The following is a 14,083-nucleotide window of genomic DNA, read 5'->3' on the forward strand; positions in this document are numbered from 1 at the left end:
TCTATCTCTGGCATGGTTCGGCATCCAGCACGAAGACAGAACATATCTTTCTGATTAGGTAGGCAAACCTGCTTACTATTGATGTTTTTTCCTGGCCGCGCAATGTGAATCCGAAACGACAATTTTTTTTCACTGGGTTGATCGATTCACCTTTCCCTGCTTTACAAAACGCTATGCTACGCTCGAAAAAGCTGAGGTTTTCATCAGCAATGCTTCCATACCCTACATTGTATGCAGAAGGATAATTTCGATGTCCAACAACGGTACAGATCAGCGTAATGTCTTGTGGTACGACCAGCTCGGTATGCATGACGTGGAACGGGTAGGCGGCAAGAACGCCTCTCTGGGTGAGATGATCACCAACCTGTCATCGCTGGGCGTGGAGGTTCCCAACGGCTTCGCCACCACTGCCCAAGCGTTCAATGATTTTCTGACGCAAAGCGGCATCAATCAGCGTATTTACGCGCTGCTGGATCAAACCGATATTGACGACGTGAATCAGCTGGCGAAAGCGGGGTCCCAAATTCGCCAATGGATTGTGGATACGCCATTCCAGCCTGCGCTGGAACAGGCGATACGCGACGCCTATCGGCAACTGGCGGAGGACGATCCGGACGCTCCTTCGCTGTCCGCTCGTCGGCCACCGCTGAAGATATGCCCGATGCGTCGTTCGCCGGTCAGCAAGAGACGTTTCTCAACGTTCAGGGCTTTGATGCCGTGCTGACGGCGGTTAAGCATGTATTCGCCTCACTGTTCAACGATCGTGCGATTTCTTACCGTGTACATCAGGGCTACGACCATCGTGGAGTCGCGCTGTCTGCCGGGATCCAGCGGATGGTGCGTTCCGATTTGGCGGCGTCCGGCGTGATGTTTACGTTGGATACGGAGTCCGGATTTGATCAGGTGGTGTTCATTACGGCGGCCTGGGGGCTGGGTGAAATGGTCGTGCAGGGCGCGGTCAACCCGGATGAGTTTTACGTCCACAAACCCACGTTGTTGAATAACAAGCCTGCGATAGTGCGTCGCAATATGGGGTCGAAGAAGATCCGCATGGTCTACGCGCCTAGTCAGGAACATGGCAAGCAGGTCAGCATCGAAGACGTACCAGAGGCGCAGCGTGACCGTTTCTGCTTAACGGACGATGAAGTGCAGGCGTTGGCGCATCAGGCGCTGCTGATTGAAAAACATTATGCGCGTCCGATGGATATCGAGTGGGCGAAGGATGGTCACACCGGTCGTTTGTACATCGTGCAGGCGCGTCCGGAAACCGTGCGCTCGAATGGTCAGGTTATGGAGCGCTATCATCTTCCCGCCAGCGGTCAAGTGCTGGTGGAGGGCCGCGCTATTGGTCACCGTATTGGCGCGGGTGAAGTGAAAAATATTAACGACATCAGTGAAATGCATCTGGTTAACGCTGGCGATGTACTGGTGACGGACATGACCGATCCCGACTGGGAGCCGATTATGAAGAAGGCCGCGGCGATCGTCACTAACCGGGGCGGGCGCACCTGTCACGCGGCGATCATCGCTCGTGAGCTGGGTATTCCGGCGGTTGTCGGCTGCGGCGATGCGACGGAGCGGCTTGGCAACGGGCAAAAGGTGACCGTCTCCTGTGCGGAGGGCGATACCGGCTACGTCTATCAGGATCTGCTGGACTTCACGGTCAAAAGTTCACCCGTTGACGCGATGCCAACCTTGCCGCTCAAAATCATGATGAACGTCGGAAACCCGGATCGCGCTTTCGACTTCGCCTGCCTGCCGAACGACGGCGTAGGGCTGGCGCGGCTCGAATTTATCATCAACCGCATGATTGGCGTGCATCCGCGCGCGCTCCTGGAGTTTGATCAGCAGACGCCGCAGTTGCAGCAGGAGATCAAAAGCCTGATGCAGGGCTATGACGATCCGGTCGAATTCTATATCGAGCGCCTGAAGGAAGGGATCGCCACGCTGGCCAGCGCCTTCTGGCCGAAGCGCGTCATTGTGCGGTTGTCTGACTTCAAATCTAACGAATACGCCAATTTAGTTGGCGGCGAACGTTATGAGCCGGACGAAGAGAACCCCATGCTGGGATTCCGTGGCGCGGGCCGCTACGTGTCGCCTGATTTCCGGGACTGTTTTGCGCTGGAGTGTGAAGCGGTCAAACGCGTGCGCGATGTGATGGGGCTGACCAACGTCGAGATCATGATCCCCTTCGTCCGTACCGTGGAACAGGCGGAAGCCGTGGTGGCGGAGCTGGCGGCACAAGGCTACGCCGTGGCGAAAAAGGACTGAAAATCATCATGATGTGCGAAATCCCGTCCAATGCATTACAAGCTGAAGCGTTCTTGCAGCATTTTGATGGGTTCTCGATTGGTTCGAATGACATGACGCAGCTGACGTTAGGCTTGGATCGTGACTCCGGTGTGGTGTCGGCATTGTTCGATGAGCGTAATGAGTCAGTAAAAATACTGCTGGCGATGGCGATCAAAGCCGCGAAAGCGCAGGGAAAATACGTTGGCATCTGTGGGCAGGGACCGTCAGATCATGAAGACTTTGCGGCATGGCTGATGGATCAGGGTATCGATAGTCTGTCGTTGAATCCGGATACCGTGGTGCAAACCTGGCTGAGTCTGGCGGAAATCCGCTAACGAGAGTCAAACTGATGCACTCATGTCGATATCGCTCCGGTATCGTCGCGGTATAAAAACGCTCGATGGCAATCTGATTGCCGCGGGCGTTTTTTTATGGACGGATCGGCGGTATTTTGCTTGATGACCATTCACTATTTTCAAGCAAAAAAAAGCCATCACAGGGGATGGCAAAGACTACACACAGCAATTCGTTACTGGCTCTGACGAGGAGGAATCCTCCGGACAGATGTTACTTCAACACTAGCTTCGACATTCATAGTATGAACTCGAGCTGAATTCGTCATTAAGAATCATCCTAATGGTTAATTGTTTTTTAACGATTTTTTTTAGTTACACAGTTCCTTTGCTGATATTCCCTTGTGGAAAAGGATTTACGGAATTCCAGTGAATTGGGTTAAATCAGAGTTGTCCTAAATAGGTTAGCTTCTCTTAATTATTGCTTATTCTCCGAGGCCGAAAATGCCTCGGAGAATCTCGTCAGACAGGAAGCGCCGGTGAGTTACAACCGGGTGCTTTTAGGATCGACATGCACGTCGGACATTGACGGCGGTTCCGGGGTATCCTGCATCCAGGCGGAGAGCAAACGATAAGACACCGCCAACACGACCGGGCCAATGAAGAGCCCAATCATGCCAAACGCCAGCAGGCCGCCGATGACGCCGGACAAGATCAGCAGCAGCGGCAAATCGGCGCCCATCCGAATCAATATAGGTCGAATGACGTTATCCAGCGTGGCGACAACGCCGCTCCAAACCAGCAGCACGGTTCCCCAGGTGGTGTCGCCCGTCCAGTACAGCCAAATGATGGCGGGTATCAGCACCGGCAACGGACCGAGCTGGGCGACGCAGCACAGGAACATCAGCACGGTAAGCAGTGTCGTGTAGGGAATACCGGCGATCGTCAGGCCTATCCCGCCAAGCACGGATTGAACGATCGCCGTCACGACGACGCCCAGCGCCACAGCGCGTATGGCCTGCGCGGCCAGGATCACCGCCGCATCTCCGCGCTCTTGTCCTAACCGTATGGCAAATCGACGTACGCCGTAGGCACCTGATCGCCTTTGCTATACAGCAACACGCTGAACAACACCATCAGGCGCAATGCATCAGGAAGCGACCGACGTGCGCTGCTTGCGCCACTACCCAGGTTGCCGTTTTCCCAACATAGGGTTGAACTTTCGACATCAGGGCGGTGCCGCCGCTGTGGATTAACGTCTGCCAGCTGCTATACAGCTTTTCACCGACCATCGGAACGGATTTCAACCATTCCAGCGTGGGGGGAGCCATGTGCTCCTGGGAAGAGGCCCAGCCGATTAACGTTGAAGAATTATCGATAACGCTGCTAACCAGAATAGACGTGGGGATCACAAATAGCAGAATGAGGAGCAGGGTCATGGCGATAACCGCCAATGAACGACGACCCCAAAGCAGTTTCTGCAGGCGAATCAGCAGCGGCCAAGTGGCGATAACCACCATACTCGCCCAGGCAAAGCCCAGGATAAAGGGCTGAATAACCCAAAAGCAGGCAATGATCATTATGGCAATGAACAAGAGCGTGAATAGCATTGTAGCAAGGTCGAAACGCGGTGACTGAGAGTGTTCCATCGACGAATATTACCTCTGTGAGCGAATGTCTTATCGACTGACAATAGCTCTTGTCAGCGAGAACGATAATAGCGGTAAAAAAGCTAACATGCTGCATTTACTGTGGTTGGGGCGTTCAGTCACGATTGCTCGGCCCGCGCCGAAGAGGACGTGTTCTCCTCAAGTTTTTATCGTTACGGAGCGCGCCCCGGCCTGAAATGTGATAAAACAAAAATTGTGCGGCGCCGGGAAATGAGGCGCCACGCCTATAATTCCATCACTGTTTTTGCAAACACTATTCTACAGACAGGGTCAACCATAATGATCCCACAGATCACTCAGGCGCCTGGCCTCGTTCAGCCGGTGCTCGACTTTTTGGAAGCATTAAAACAACACGGATTCACGGGCGATACCGCCACCCACTACGCAGACCGCCTGACTATGGCGACGGACAACAGCATTTACCAGCTGTTGCCGGATGCCGTGGTTTTTCCGCGCTCTACCGCCGATGTCGCGTTGCTGGCGAGGCTGGCGGGCGAAACGGCATATTCCTCTATTACCTTCACCCCGCGCGGCGGCGGCACCGGCACCAACGGACAGGCCCTGAACCGGGGTATCGTGGTGGATATGTCGCGCTACATGAACCGGATTATTGAGATCAATCCCGAGCAGGGGTGGGTGCGCGTCGAAGCCGGCGTCATCAAAGATCAGCTCAATCAGTATCTCAAACCGTACGGGTATTTCTTCGCGCCGGAGCTGTCCACCAGCAACCGCGCGACGTTGGGCGGGATGATTAATACGGACGCCTCCGGGCAGGGTTCTCTGATGTACGGCAAAACGTCTGACCACGTTTTGGGCGTTCGGGCCGTGTTGTTAGGCGGCGAGATGCTGGACACGCAGGCCATGCCGGTCACGTTGGCGGAGCAACTGGCCGAGGAGCCGTCTCCGGTCGGGCGGATATACCACACCGTACTTAACCGTTGCCGCGAACAGCGCTCGCTGATCGTCGACAAGTTTCCCAAGCTGAATCGATTCCTTACCGGTTACGATCTCCGCCATGTGTTCAGCGATGATATGCAGACTTTCGACCTGACACGCATTTTAACCGGTTCGGAAGGCTCTCTGGCTTTTATCACCGAAGCCAAGCTGGATATCACGCCGCTGCCGAAAATTCGGCGGCTGGTGAATGTGAAGTACGACTCTTTCGACTCCGCGCTGCGCAACGCGCCATTTATGGTGGAAGCAAAGGCCTTGTCCGTAGAAACGGTGGACTCCAAGGTGCTGAATTTGGCGCGCGAGGATATTGTCTGGCATTCCGTCAGCGAACTGATCACGGATGTCCCCGGGCAGGAAATGCTGGGGCTGAATATCGTTGAGTTCGCCGGAGACGATGAAGACCTGATCGATGAGCGCATAGGGGCGCTGTGCCAGCGGCTCGATGCTTTGCTGGCGAAGCGGGAAGAGGGCGTCATCGGGTATCAGCTGTGTCACGATCTGGCGGGTATCGAGCGGATCTACGGCATGCGAAAAAAAGCGGTTGGTTTGCTGGGCAACAGCAAAGGACAGGCCAAGCCGATTCCGTTTGCCGAGGATACCTGCGTGCCGCCTCAGCATCTGGCGGATTATATCGCCGAGTTTCGGGCGCTGCTGGACAGCCACAAGCTGAGCTACGGCATGTTCGGCCACGTGGACGCCGGCGTGCTGCATGTTCGTCCTGCGCTGGATATGTGCGATCCACAGCAAGAGATGTTGATGAAACAGCTTTCAGATCAGATTGTGGCGTTGACCGCCAAATACGGCGGTCTGCTCTGGGGAGAACACGGCAAAGGCTTTCGCGCAGAGTATAGCCCGGCCTTTTTTGGCCCTGAGCTGTATGAAGAGCTGCGACGTGTCAAAACCGCTTTTGACCCATACAACCGCCTTAATCCGGGAAAAATTTGCGCGCCAATAGATATCGATGCGCCGATGATGAAGGTCGATGCGGTGAAGCGTGGCACCTATGATCGCCGCATTCCGCTGGCGGTGCGTACCTCTTTCCGGGGGGCGATGGAGTGTAACGGCAATGGCCTGTGCTTCAACTTCGATGCACGCAGCCCGATGTGTCCGTCAATGAAGGTGACCGGTAATCGGATTCATTCGCCCAAAGGCCGCGCTTCGCTGGTGCGTGAGTGGCTACGGCTGTTGGCGGAGCAGGGGGTGGATCCGCTGGCGCTGGAAAACCGTTTGCCGGAGCAACGCGTCAGCTTCCGTACGCTGGTGCAGAAAACGCGCAACAGCTGGCAGGCGCGTCAGGGCCACTATGATTTTTCACACGAAGTGAAAGAGGCGATGTCCGGCTGTCTGGCCTGCAAGGCCTGCTCGACGCAGTGTCCGATCAAGATCGACGTACCGAGCTTCCGTTCACGTTTCTTGCAGTTGTATCACACGCGCTATCTGCGACCGGCGCGTGACTATCTGGTCGCGGGCGTAGAGAGTTATGCGCCATTGATGGCGAAAGCGCCGAAAACGTTTAACTTCTTCCTCAAACAGCCGTGGGTCGGCGGCCTAAGCCGCAAATTCATCGGCATGGTCGATCTTCCGTTGTTGTCTTCCCCCTCGTTGCGTCAACAGTTCGCGGGGCATCCGGCGATGACGACCACGTTGGAACAGCTGGAACAGCTTTCCCCGCAGGCGCGCGCCGACTATGTACTGATTGTGCAGGACCCGTTCACCAGTTATTACGATGCCAAAGTCGTGGCGGATTTCGTCAAGCTGGTCGAAAAGCTGCATTTCAAACCGGTGCTGGTGCCGTTCTCGCCCAATGGTAAGGCGCAGCACATCAAAGGATTCCTGACCCGTTTTGCCCGCACGGCGCGTAAAACCGCGGATTTCCTGAAACGCGTGGCGGAACTCGGGCTGCCGATGGTCGGCGTCGATCCGGCGCTGGTACTGTGCTACCGAGACGAATACCGCGAAGCGCTAGGCGACCAACGCGGCGACTTCAAGGTACAGTTGGTGCATGAGTGGCTGGTGAACGCATTGCCAGACGGCACGGACCGAGATCAAGCAGGCGAGCCGTGGTATCTGTTCGGTCACTGTACGGAAGCCACCGCGCTGCCGACGAGCACGCAGCAATGGGGCCGCATCTTCGCGCGATTCGGCGCCAAATTGGAAAATGTCAGCGTCGGCTGCTGCGGGATGGCGGGAACCTATGGTCATGAAGCGCCTAACCTGGATAACTCCAAAAAGATTTATGCGCTCTCCTGGCGGCCGGCGTTGCAAAAACTGCCGCAACAGCGTTGTCTGACGACGGGATATTCCTGCCGCAGTCAGGTGAAACGGATGGAAGGGCAGCCCTTCAAACACCCCTTACAGGCATTGCTGGAGCTCGTGTGATGTTGTGGAAACGAGAGTGCGATCTGGAACAGCTCAATCAGCGGGCGGCCCACTGCATGGTGGGTCATCTCGGTATCCGGTTTACCCGCATTACCGATGATACGCTGGAAGGCGTGATGCCGGTTGATGAACGGACGCGACAACCTTTTGGCCGACTGCACGGCGGGGCGTCCGTCACGCTGGCGGAATCGTTGGGGTCCGTCGCGGGCTATTTGTGTTCGCAGGACGACCAGCAGGTGGTGGGGGTGGAAATCAACGCCAATCACCTGCGGGGCGTCGGCGAAGGCGAGGTTCGAGGCGTCTGTCGGGCGTTGCATGTCGGTAAACGGCATCAGGTGTGGCAAATCGACATCTACGATCCCGATGATCGCCTGTGCTGCACGTCGCGTTTGACGACGGCGGTCATCACACCCGATGGGTGAGTCTCTGCGTTCGTCCTAGGGCATAAACGCGACGCGCTTCGCGAAGTCGGCCTGAAATGCAGTGACTTTCTGCCAGCAACCTTGTTGGCTGAACTGATTGCAAATCAGCTGTAGCGTTTGTCGGCCGAAGTGATAGCTCTGCAGGCGGCACAGATGACAGCGTTGCGGGTTGTTGATCTCTTGAATGAGCCGGTGATGCATTTTGATTATCGTCAGCAGATAGCTGTCGTCATCGCCGTAACGCTGGCTCAGTTCCACCATCCTCATACCGGAGAGGTAATAACCTCGAATATGAGTGATATCGCTATCGGGATTATCCAGATTCACTTCTGCCATATACATTTCCATCGTGGCGTCACGCAATGACGCACGGTAGTCATCAATATGGGATTGCAGCCAGGCATTGAAAGGAAACATGGGGTCAATCCTTCGTTAAATGATAATCGTTATCATATTTTCCCTCAAAGTGACATGCAATGGTTGAGAAGTAAATAGCAGCAAAAAGCCAAAAATAGCGGGAAAATAGTGGCTGATTCCTCCTGTTTATAAAATAGGTTCCAGCGATAGATGTTATACTTATGATAATAAAATGTTGAATAATCCTTCGGCGCGACCACTTCGAATTCAATTATTGTTCTTTTATTTCATATGGTTAGAATAAGCGATACCCCGTAGATCGACCCCGAAAGTGTTCGGGGAGGTTAAAAAAAACAGGATTTTAGGTCACGGCACCGTATAGCCCTAGAAATCACGAGGTTGAACCCCCCTCACTATTATCACTACCATTAGGGCAGATCCGCTAAAAGCGGAAAATTTGGAGAGACGAGGTAATTCCCATGCAATCGCAAAATGTAGAGACTTTTTCACTGGACGAAAATGTCTGGCAGGGACTCACGCTGACTGAAAGTGCAGCGGCCCATATTGTACGACTCATGCAACAGGACGCCGAGGTGCAGGGACTACGACTGAGCGTGAAACAGTCGGGATGCGCGGGTTTCGGCTACGTGTTGGATATGGTCAAACAGCCTGATGCTGACGAGCAAGTGTTCCAGCGCGACGGCGCCCGTCTTTACGTTCCTCTCAAGGCAATGCCTTTTATCGACGGCACTGAAGTGGACTATGTCCATGAAGGGTTGAATCAGGTGTTTAAATTTAACAACCCCAAAGCTCAACACGCCTGCGGGTGTGGTGAGAGCTTTGGGCTCTAAGCGGCGACACTATTATGGCGCGTAGTAACGTAGATGTATCCGATGATGTACAGATCTGGCTCGGCGACGGCCGCTATAAAGAGGGCTTCTTCACCGAACTGGCGACGGATGAGCTGGCCAGAGGGATCAATGAACAAGTGGTGCGGGCGATTTCCGCCAAGCGTAACGAACCCGAATGGATGCTTGAGTTCCGTCTCAATGCTTTCCGCGCGTGGCTGGAAATGGAAGAACCGCACTGGCTGAAGGCGCATTACGACAAGCTTGATTATCAGGACTACAGCTATTATTCCGCGCCATCCTGCGGGCAGTGCGACGACACCTGCGGATCGCAGCCCGGCGCGGTGCAGCAGTCCGGCGAAGACGGCGCCAGCACGTTGCATGAACAGAACTACCTGACGACCGAAGTCGAAAAGGCGTTTGACCAGCTCGGCGTACCGGTGCGCGAAGGCAAAAAAGTGGCCGTCGATGCTATCTTCGACTCCGTCTCCGTCGCCACCACTTATCGTCACGAGCTGGCGAAACACGGCGTGATTTTCTGCTCGTTCAGCGAAGCGATTCAGGAACACCCGGATCTGGTGCGTAAATATCTGGGCACCGTCGTGCCGTCCAACGACAACTTCTTTGCCGCGTTGAACGCCGCTGTGGCTTCCGACGGCACGTTCGTCTACATCCCGAAAGGGGTGCGTTGTCCGATGGAGCTGTCGACCTACTTCCGTATTAACGCGGCGAAAACCGGTCAGTTTGAACGTACGATCCTGATCGCGGATGACGATAGCTACGTCAGCTACATCGAAGGGTGTTCCGCCCCGGTGCGCGACAGCTATCAGCTGCATGCCGCTGTCGTAGAAGTGATCATCAATAATCGTGCGGAAGTGAAATACTCCACCGTGCAGAACTGGTTCGCGGGTAAAGACAGTGAAGGCGGGATTTTGAACTTTGTGACCAAGCGCGCGCTGTGCGCCGGGGAAAGTTCGAAAATGTCCTGGACCCAGTCTGAGACCGGCTCCGCCATCACCTGGAAATACCCGAGCGTGGTGTTACGCGGCGACAACTCGGTCGGTGAGTTCTTCTCCGTTGCCCTGACCAGCGGTCATCAGCAGGCCGATACCGGCACCAAGATGATTCACATCGGGAAAAATACCCGCTCCACCATTATCTCGAAAGGGATTTCGGCGGGCAGCAGCGAGAACACCTATCGCGGGCTGGTGAAAATCATGCCGACCGCGACCAATGCCCGTAACTTTACCCAGTGCGATTCGATGCTGATCGGCAGCGAATGCGGCGCGCACACGTTCCCGTACGTTGAAGTGAAAAACAATACGGCGCAGCTGGAGCATGAGGCAACCACGTCTCGAATTGGTGAAGACCAGCTGTTTTACTGTTTGCAACGTGGCATCAGTGAAGACGATGCGATTTCGATGATTGTTAACGGTTTCTGTAAAGATGTCTTCTCCGAACTGCCGCTGGAGTTTGCGGTGGAAGCCCAGAAGCTTCTGGCCATAAGCCTTGAGCATAGCGTGGCTAATCGCCGTAAAGTGACAATGTCACCTATTTAACACACGCACTCCGGTGCCTATAAGACGAGCGCCTGCGGCAAAGGCGTCTGAAGGATAAAGTATGTTGAATATTGAAAATTTAAGAGTCAGTGTCGAAGAAAAAGAAATTATCAAAGGGCTGAATCTTCAAATCAAACCTGGCGAAGTCCATGCCATCATGGGGCCGAACGGTTCCGGTAAAAGCACGCTGTCCGCCACGCTGGCTGGACGCGAAGATTACGAAGTGACGTCTGGTTCCGTCACGTTTAAAGGTAAAGATTTGCTGGATCTGGCGCCGGAAGATCGCGCGGGCGAAGGCATTTTCATGGCGTTCCAGTATCCGGTCGAAATTCCGGGCGTCAGCAACCAATTCTTTTTACAGACGGCGGTCAATGCCGTTCGTCAGTATCGTCAGCAAGAACCGCTCGATCGCTTTGATTTTGAAGACTTTATCGAAGAAAAGATCAAACTGCTGAATATGCCGGCCGACCTCCTGACCCGTTCGGTGAACGTAGGTTTCTCCGGTGGCGAGAAAAAACGTAACGATATCCTGCAGATGGCTGCGCTGGAACCCGAACTGTGCATCCTGGATGAAACCGACTCCGGTCTGGATATCGATGCGCTGAAAATCGTGTCCAACGGCGTCAACACGCTGCGTAACGAAAAGCGCGCGTTCATCATCGTCACCCACTACCAGCGTATTTTGGACTACATCAAGCCGGACTTCGTTCACGTGCTGTATCAGGGACGAATTGTGAAATCCGGCGACTTCACTTTGGTTAAACAGTTGGAGGAGCAGGGCTATGGCTGGCTTACCGACCAACAGTAATACGAAAGCGACGCAGGCGCTGCAACAGTGGCAGCGGTTGTTCGACAGCGCCGGTGCTCGCTCTGAAGAGGCGGGTAAACACTGGCAGCAGGTGTTGCAGCTGGGCGTACCGAATCGTCGTCAGGAGCATTGGAAATACACGCCGCTGGACGGCCTGTTCGGTCAGGAATTCACCGAACCCGCTGCGCGGACGGTGGATGCGGCGCAGCGTGATGCGCTGTCACTGCCGCTTGATGCCTGGCGGATGGTGTTCGTCGACGGTCGTCTGAGTCCCGAGCTCAGCGACGCCGACTGGGGGCCTTATCAGGTCGAAGTGGCGGCGTCCTCCGCGTCACTGCCGCTGGCCGCGCCTATCCAGCCGGAGGTCTTCTTGCACCTGACGGAAAGTCTGGCCGCCGAGCGGATGCAGATTCGTCTCGCCGCCGGCGTACAGGCTGAAAAGCCGCTCTATCTGCTGCATATCAGCTCCGGCGACGGCGCGATGTTGAACACGGTTCACCATCGCCACGATCTGCAGGTCGGAGCCAACGCCGCCGCCACGGTGATTGAACACTATGTCAGTCTGGATGAGACCGCGCATTTCAGCGGCGCTCGTCTGACCCTGGACGCGGGTGAAAACAGCGATGTCACGCACTACAAGCTGGCGTTTGAAGCGGCCGCAGGTTACCACTTCGCGCACAATGACGTACGGATGGCGCGCTCCGCGCGTGTCTCCAGCCACAGCTTCTTGCTGGGGGCGGGGCTGACCCGTCATCAGACCAGCGCGCAGATGAACGGCGAAGGGGCTAACTTGACCCTCAACAGCCTGATTCTGCCGCGCAACAGCGAAGTGTGCGACACGCGGACCTATCTGGAACACAATCAGGGCCACGGCGAAAGCCGTCAGCTGCATAAAACGATCGTCCGCGATCGTGCGAAGGCGGTATTCAACGGCATGATCAATGTTGCGCCTCACGCGTTGAAAACCGACGGTAAGATGACCAACAACAATCTGTTGTTAGGGCGTCTGTCTGAAGTGGACACCAAGCCGCAGCTGGAAATCTACGCCGACGATGTCAAATGCAGTCACGGTGCGACGGTAGGCCGTATCGATGAAGAACAGCTGTTTTACCTGCGCGCTCGCGGTATCAGCGGGGAAAACGCACAGCAAATGATTATCTTCGCTTTTGCCGCCGAACTGACGGAAGCGATCTCTGACGACGCCTTGCGCGACGTTGTGATCAAACGCATAGCGGAACGCCTGATTGGCGCCGCGGGAGGTCAGCAATGAGTGATTATCCGATAGAACGCGTCCGGGCGGATTTCCCCATCCTGAAACAGGAAGTCAACGGTCAGTCGCTGGTCTATCTGGACAGCGCGGCTAGTTCGCAAAAGCCGCAGGCGGTCATCGATCGTGAGCTGAATTTTTATGAGAACGAGTATGCCGCGGTACACCGCGGCATTCACACGTTGAGCGCCCAGGCGACGACCGCGATGGAAGATGTGCGTACGCTGACGGCGTCATTCATCAACGCCGAGTCTGCGGAAGAGATCGTCTTCGTCCGCGGGACGACGGAAGCCATCAACCTGGTCGCCAACAGCTACGGGCGGACCTTCATGCAGCCCGGCGACAACGTGGTGATTACCGGCATGGAGCACCATGCCAATATCGTTCCCTGGCAGATGCTGGCCCAAACGCACGGTATCGAAATTCGCGTTCTGCCATTGACGGCCGACGGTGAGTTGGATGTCGCTTTGTTGCCGGAATTGTTGGATGAACGGACTCGCTTAGTCTCCGTTACCCACATTTCGAACGTGCTGGGAACCGTGAACCCGGTGCAGGACATCGTTCGTCTGGCGCATAGCGTCGGCGCGAAGGTATTGCTGGACGGGGCGCAGGCGATCATGCATGAGCCTGTCGACGTTCAGGCGTTGAACTGTGACTTCTACGCGTTCTCCGGCCATAAAATTTATGGGCCTTCGGGGATCGGCGTATTGTATGCCAAACATGCGTTGCTACAGGCAATGCCGCCGTGGGAAGGTGGGGGCTCGATGATTCGTGAAGTCAGCCTCACCAAAGGAACGACCTACGCCGATGCGCCCTGGCGCTTCGAAGCCGGCTCCCCCAATACCGCCGGTATCATGGGGCTGGGCGCCGCGTTGGATTACGTCTCGGCGCTAGGGCGCGAAGCGATCCACCGCTACGAAACCGACCTGATGCACTATGCGGTATCCGCGCTCAAGACGGTGCCGACGATCGTGATGTACGGTCCGGAAGAGCGTCAGGGCGTGATTGCCTTCAATCTCGGTCAGCATCATGCTTACGATGTAGGGAGTTTCCTCGATCAGTACGGCATCGCTATTCGTACCGGCCACCACTGCGCCATGCCGTTAATGGAACACTACGGTGTTTCCAGCATGTGCCGTGCGTCTCTCGCCGTTTACACGCAGCGTGAAGATATCGACCGGCTGGTCGCCGGGCTACAACGTATTCATGGGTTATTAGGCGGTTAAGTTAACCG

Annotated in this window: 8 protein-coding genes and 2 pseudogenes; 8 read left to right on the forward strand and 2 right to left on the reverse strand. The window is 55.5% G+C overall.

Features of this window, described 5'->3' with window-relative positions:
* Window positions 1-250: 250 nt before the first annotated feature.
* Window positions 251-2,627, forward strand: a pseudogene (ppsA, locus tag AU509_RS06995) (phosphoenolpyruvate synthase).
* A 502-nt stretch (window positions 2,628-3,129) separates the two neighbouring features.
* Here the strand turns inward: ppsA and ydiK are convergent.
* A pseudogene (ydiK, locus tag AU509_RS07000) lies at window positions 3,130-4,234 on the reverse strand (AI-2E family transporter YdiK).
* Between the two features lie 300 nt (window positions 4,235-4,534).
* Here ydiK and ydiJ point away from each other — a divergent pair.
* Together ydiJ and AU509_RS07010 are read left to right on the forward strand one after the other, a co-directional pair.
* Window positions 4,535-7,588, forward strand: coding sequence for a D-2-hydroxyglutarate dehydrogenase YdiJ (gene ydiJ, locus AU509_RS07005; RefSeq protein ID WP_094117988.1), 3,054 nt, complete (start codon window positions 4,535-4,537; stop codon window positions 7,586-7,588).
* On the forward strand, window positions 7,588-8,010 hold the full coding sequence (locus AU509_RS07010; protein WP_094117989.1) for a hotdog fold thioesterase: 423 nt from the start codon (window positions 7,588-7,590) through the stop codon (window positions 8,008-8,010). Before ydiJ ends, AU509_RS07010 begins: the two co-directional genes overlap by 1 nt.
* 15 nt (window positions 8,011-8,025) lie before the next feature.
* On the opposite strand, the gene AU509_RS07015 is transcribed toward AU509_RS07010, so the two are convergent.
* The gene (locus AU509_RS07015; protein ID WP_085650835.1) at window positions 8,026-8,427 is read right to left on the reverse strand and encodes a hypothetical protein; all 402 of its coding nucleotides are present in this window, start codon (window positions 8,425-8,427) and stop codon (window positions 8,026-8,028) included.
* Between the two features lie 419 nt (window positions 8,428-8,846).
* Between AU509_RS07015 and sufA the strand changes: the two genes are divergently transcribed.
* The 5 genes from sufA (at window position 8,847) to sufS (ending at window position 14,075) form a co-directional block, all read left to right on the forward strand.
* Window positions 8,847-9,218 carry a Fe-S cluster assembly scaffold SufA gene (sufA, locus tag AU509_RS07020; protein ID WP_085650834.1) on the forward strand — a complete coding sequence of 124 codons (372 nt, stop codon included), beginning with the start codon at window positions 8,847-8,849 and terminating at the stop codon, window positions 9,216-9,218.
* Window positions 9,219-9,232: 14 nt separating this feature from the next.
* Window positions 9,233-10,774, forward strand: a complete 1,542-nt coding sequence (sufB, locus tag AU509_RS07025; protein WP_094117990.1) for a Fe-S cluster assembly protein SufB — start codon at window positions 9,233-9,235, stop codon at window positions 10,772-10,774.
* A gap of 61 nt (window positions 10,775-10,835) precedes the next feature.
* The gene (gene sufC / locus AU509_RS07030; RefSeq protein WP_094117991.1) at window positions 10,836-11,582 is read left to right on the forward strand and encodes a Fe-S cluster assembly ATPase SufC; all 747 of its coding nucleotides are present in this window, start codon (window positions 10,836-10,838) and stop codon (window positions 11,580-11,582) included.
* Window positions 11,557-12,852, forward strand: a complete 1,296-nt coding sequence (gene sufD, locus AU509_RS07035; protein WP_094117992.1) for a Fe-S cluster assembly protein SufD — start codon at window positions 11,557-11,559, stop codon at window positions 12,850-12,852. Before sufC ends, sufD begins: the two co-directional genes overlap by 26 nt.
* Window positions 12,849-14,075, forward strand: coding sequence for a cysteine desulfurase SufS (sufS, locus tag AU509_RS07040; protein WP_085650830.1), 1,227 nt, complete (start codon window positions 12,849-12,851; stop codon window positions 14,073-14,075). The genes sufD and sufS overlap by 4 nt, the downstream gene beginning before the upstream one ends.
* The last annotated feature ends 8 nt before the right edge of the window (window positions 14,076-14,083 follow it).

It is taken from the genome of Lonsdalea britannica, from assembly GCF_002111595.1.
Taxonomy (GTDB): domain Bacteria; phylum Pseudomonadota; class Gammaproteobacteria; order Enterobacterales; family Enterobacteriaceae; genus Lonsdalea; species Lonsdalea britannica.

Excerpts from the sequence above, each read along its gene's own strand:
- ydiJ (WP_094117988.1), top strand. The coding sequence starts at position 4,535 with ATGATCCCACAGATCACTCAGGCGCCTGGCCTCGTTCAGCCGGTGCTC.
- AU509_RS07010 (WP_094117989.1), top strand. The coding sequence starts at position 7,588 with ATGTTGTGGAAACGAGAGTGCGATCTGGAACAGCTCAATCAGCGGGCG.
- AU509_RS07015 (WP_085650835.1), bottom strand. The coding sequence starts at position 8,427 with ATGTTTCCTTTCAATGCCTGGCTGCAATCCCATATTGATGACTACCGT.
- sufA (WP_085650834.1), top strand. The coding sequence starts at position 8,847 with ATGCAATCGCAAAATGTAGAGACTTTTTCACTGGACGAAAATGTCTGG.
- sufB (WP_094117990.1), top strand. The coding sequence starts at position 9,233 with ATGGCGCGTAGTAACGTAGATGTATCCGATGATGTACAGATCTGGCTC.
- sufC (WP_094117991.1), top strand. The coding sequence starts at position 10,836 with ATGTTGAATATTGAAAATTTAAGAGTCAGTGTCGAAGAAAAAGAAATT.
- sufD (WP_094117992.1), top strand. The coding sequence starts at position 11,557 with ATGGCTGGCTTACCGACCAACAGTAATACGAAAGCGACGCAGGCGCTG.
- sufS (WP_085650830.1), top strand. The coding sequence starts at position 12,849 with ATGAGTGATTATCCGATAGAACGCGTCCGGGCGGATTTCCCCATCCTG.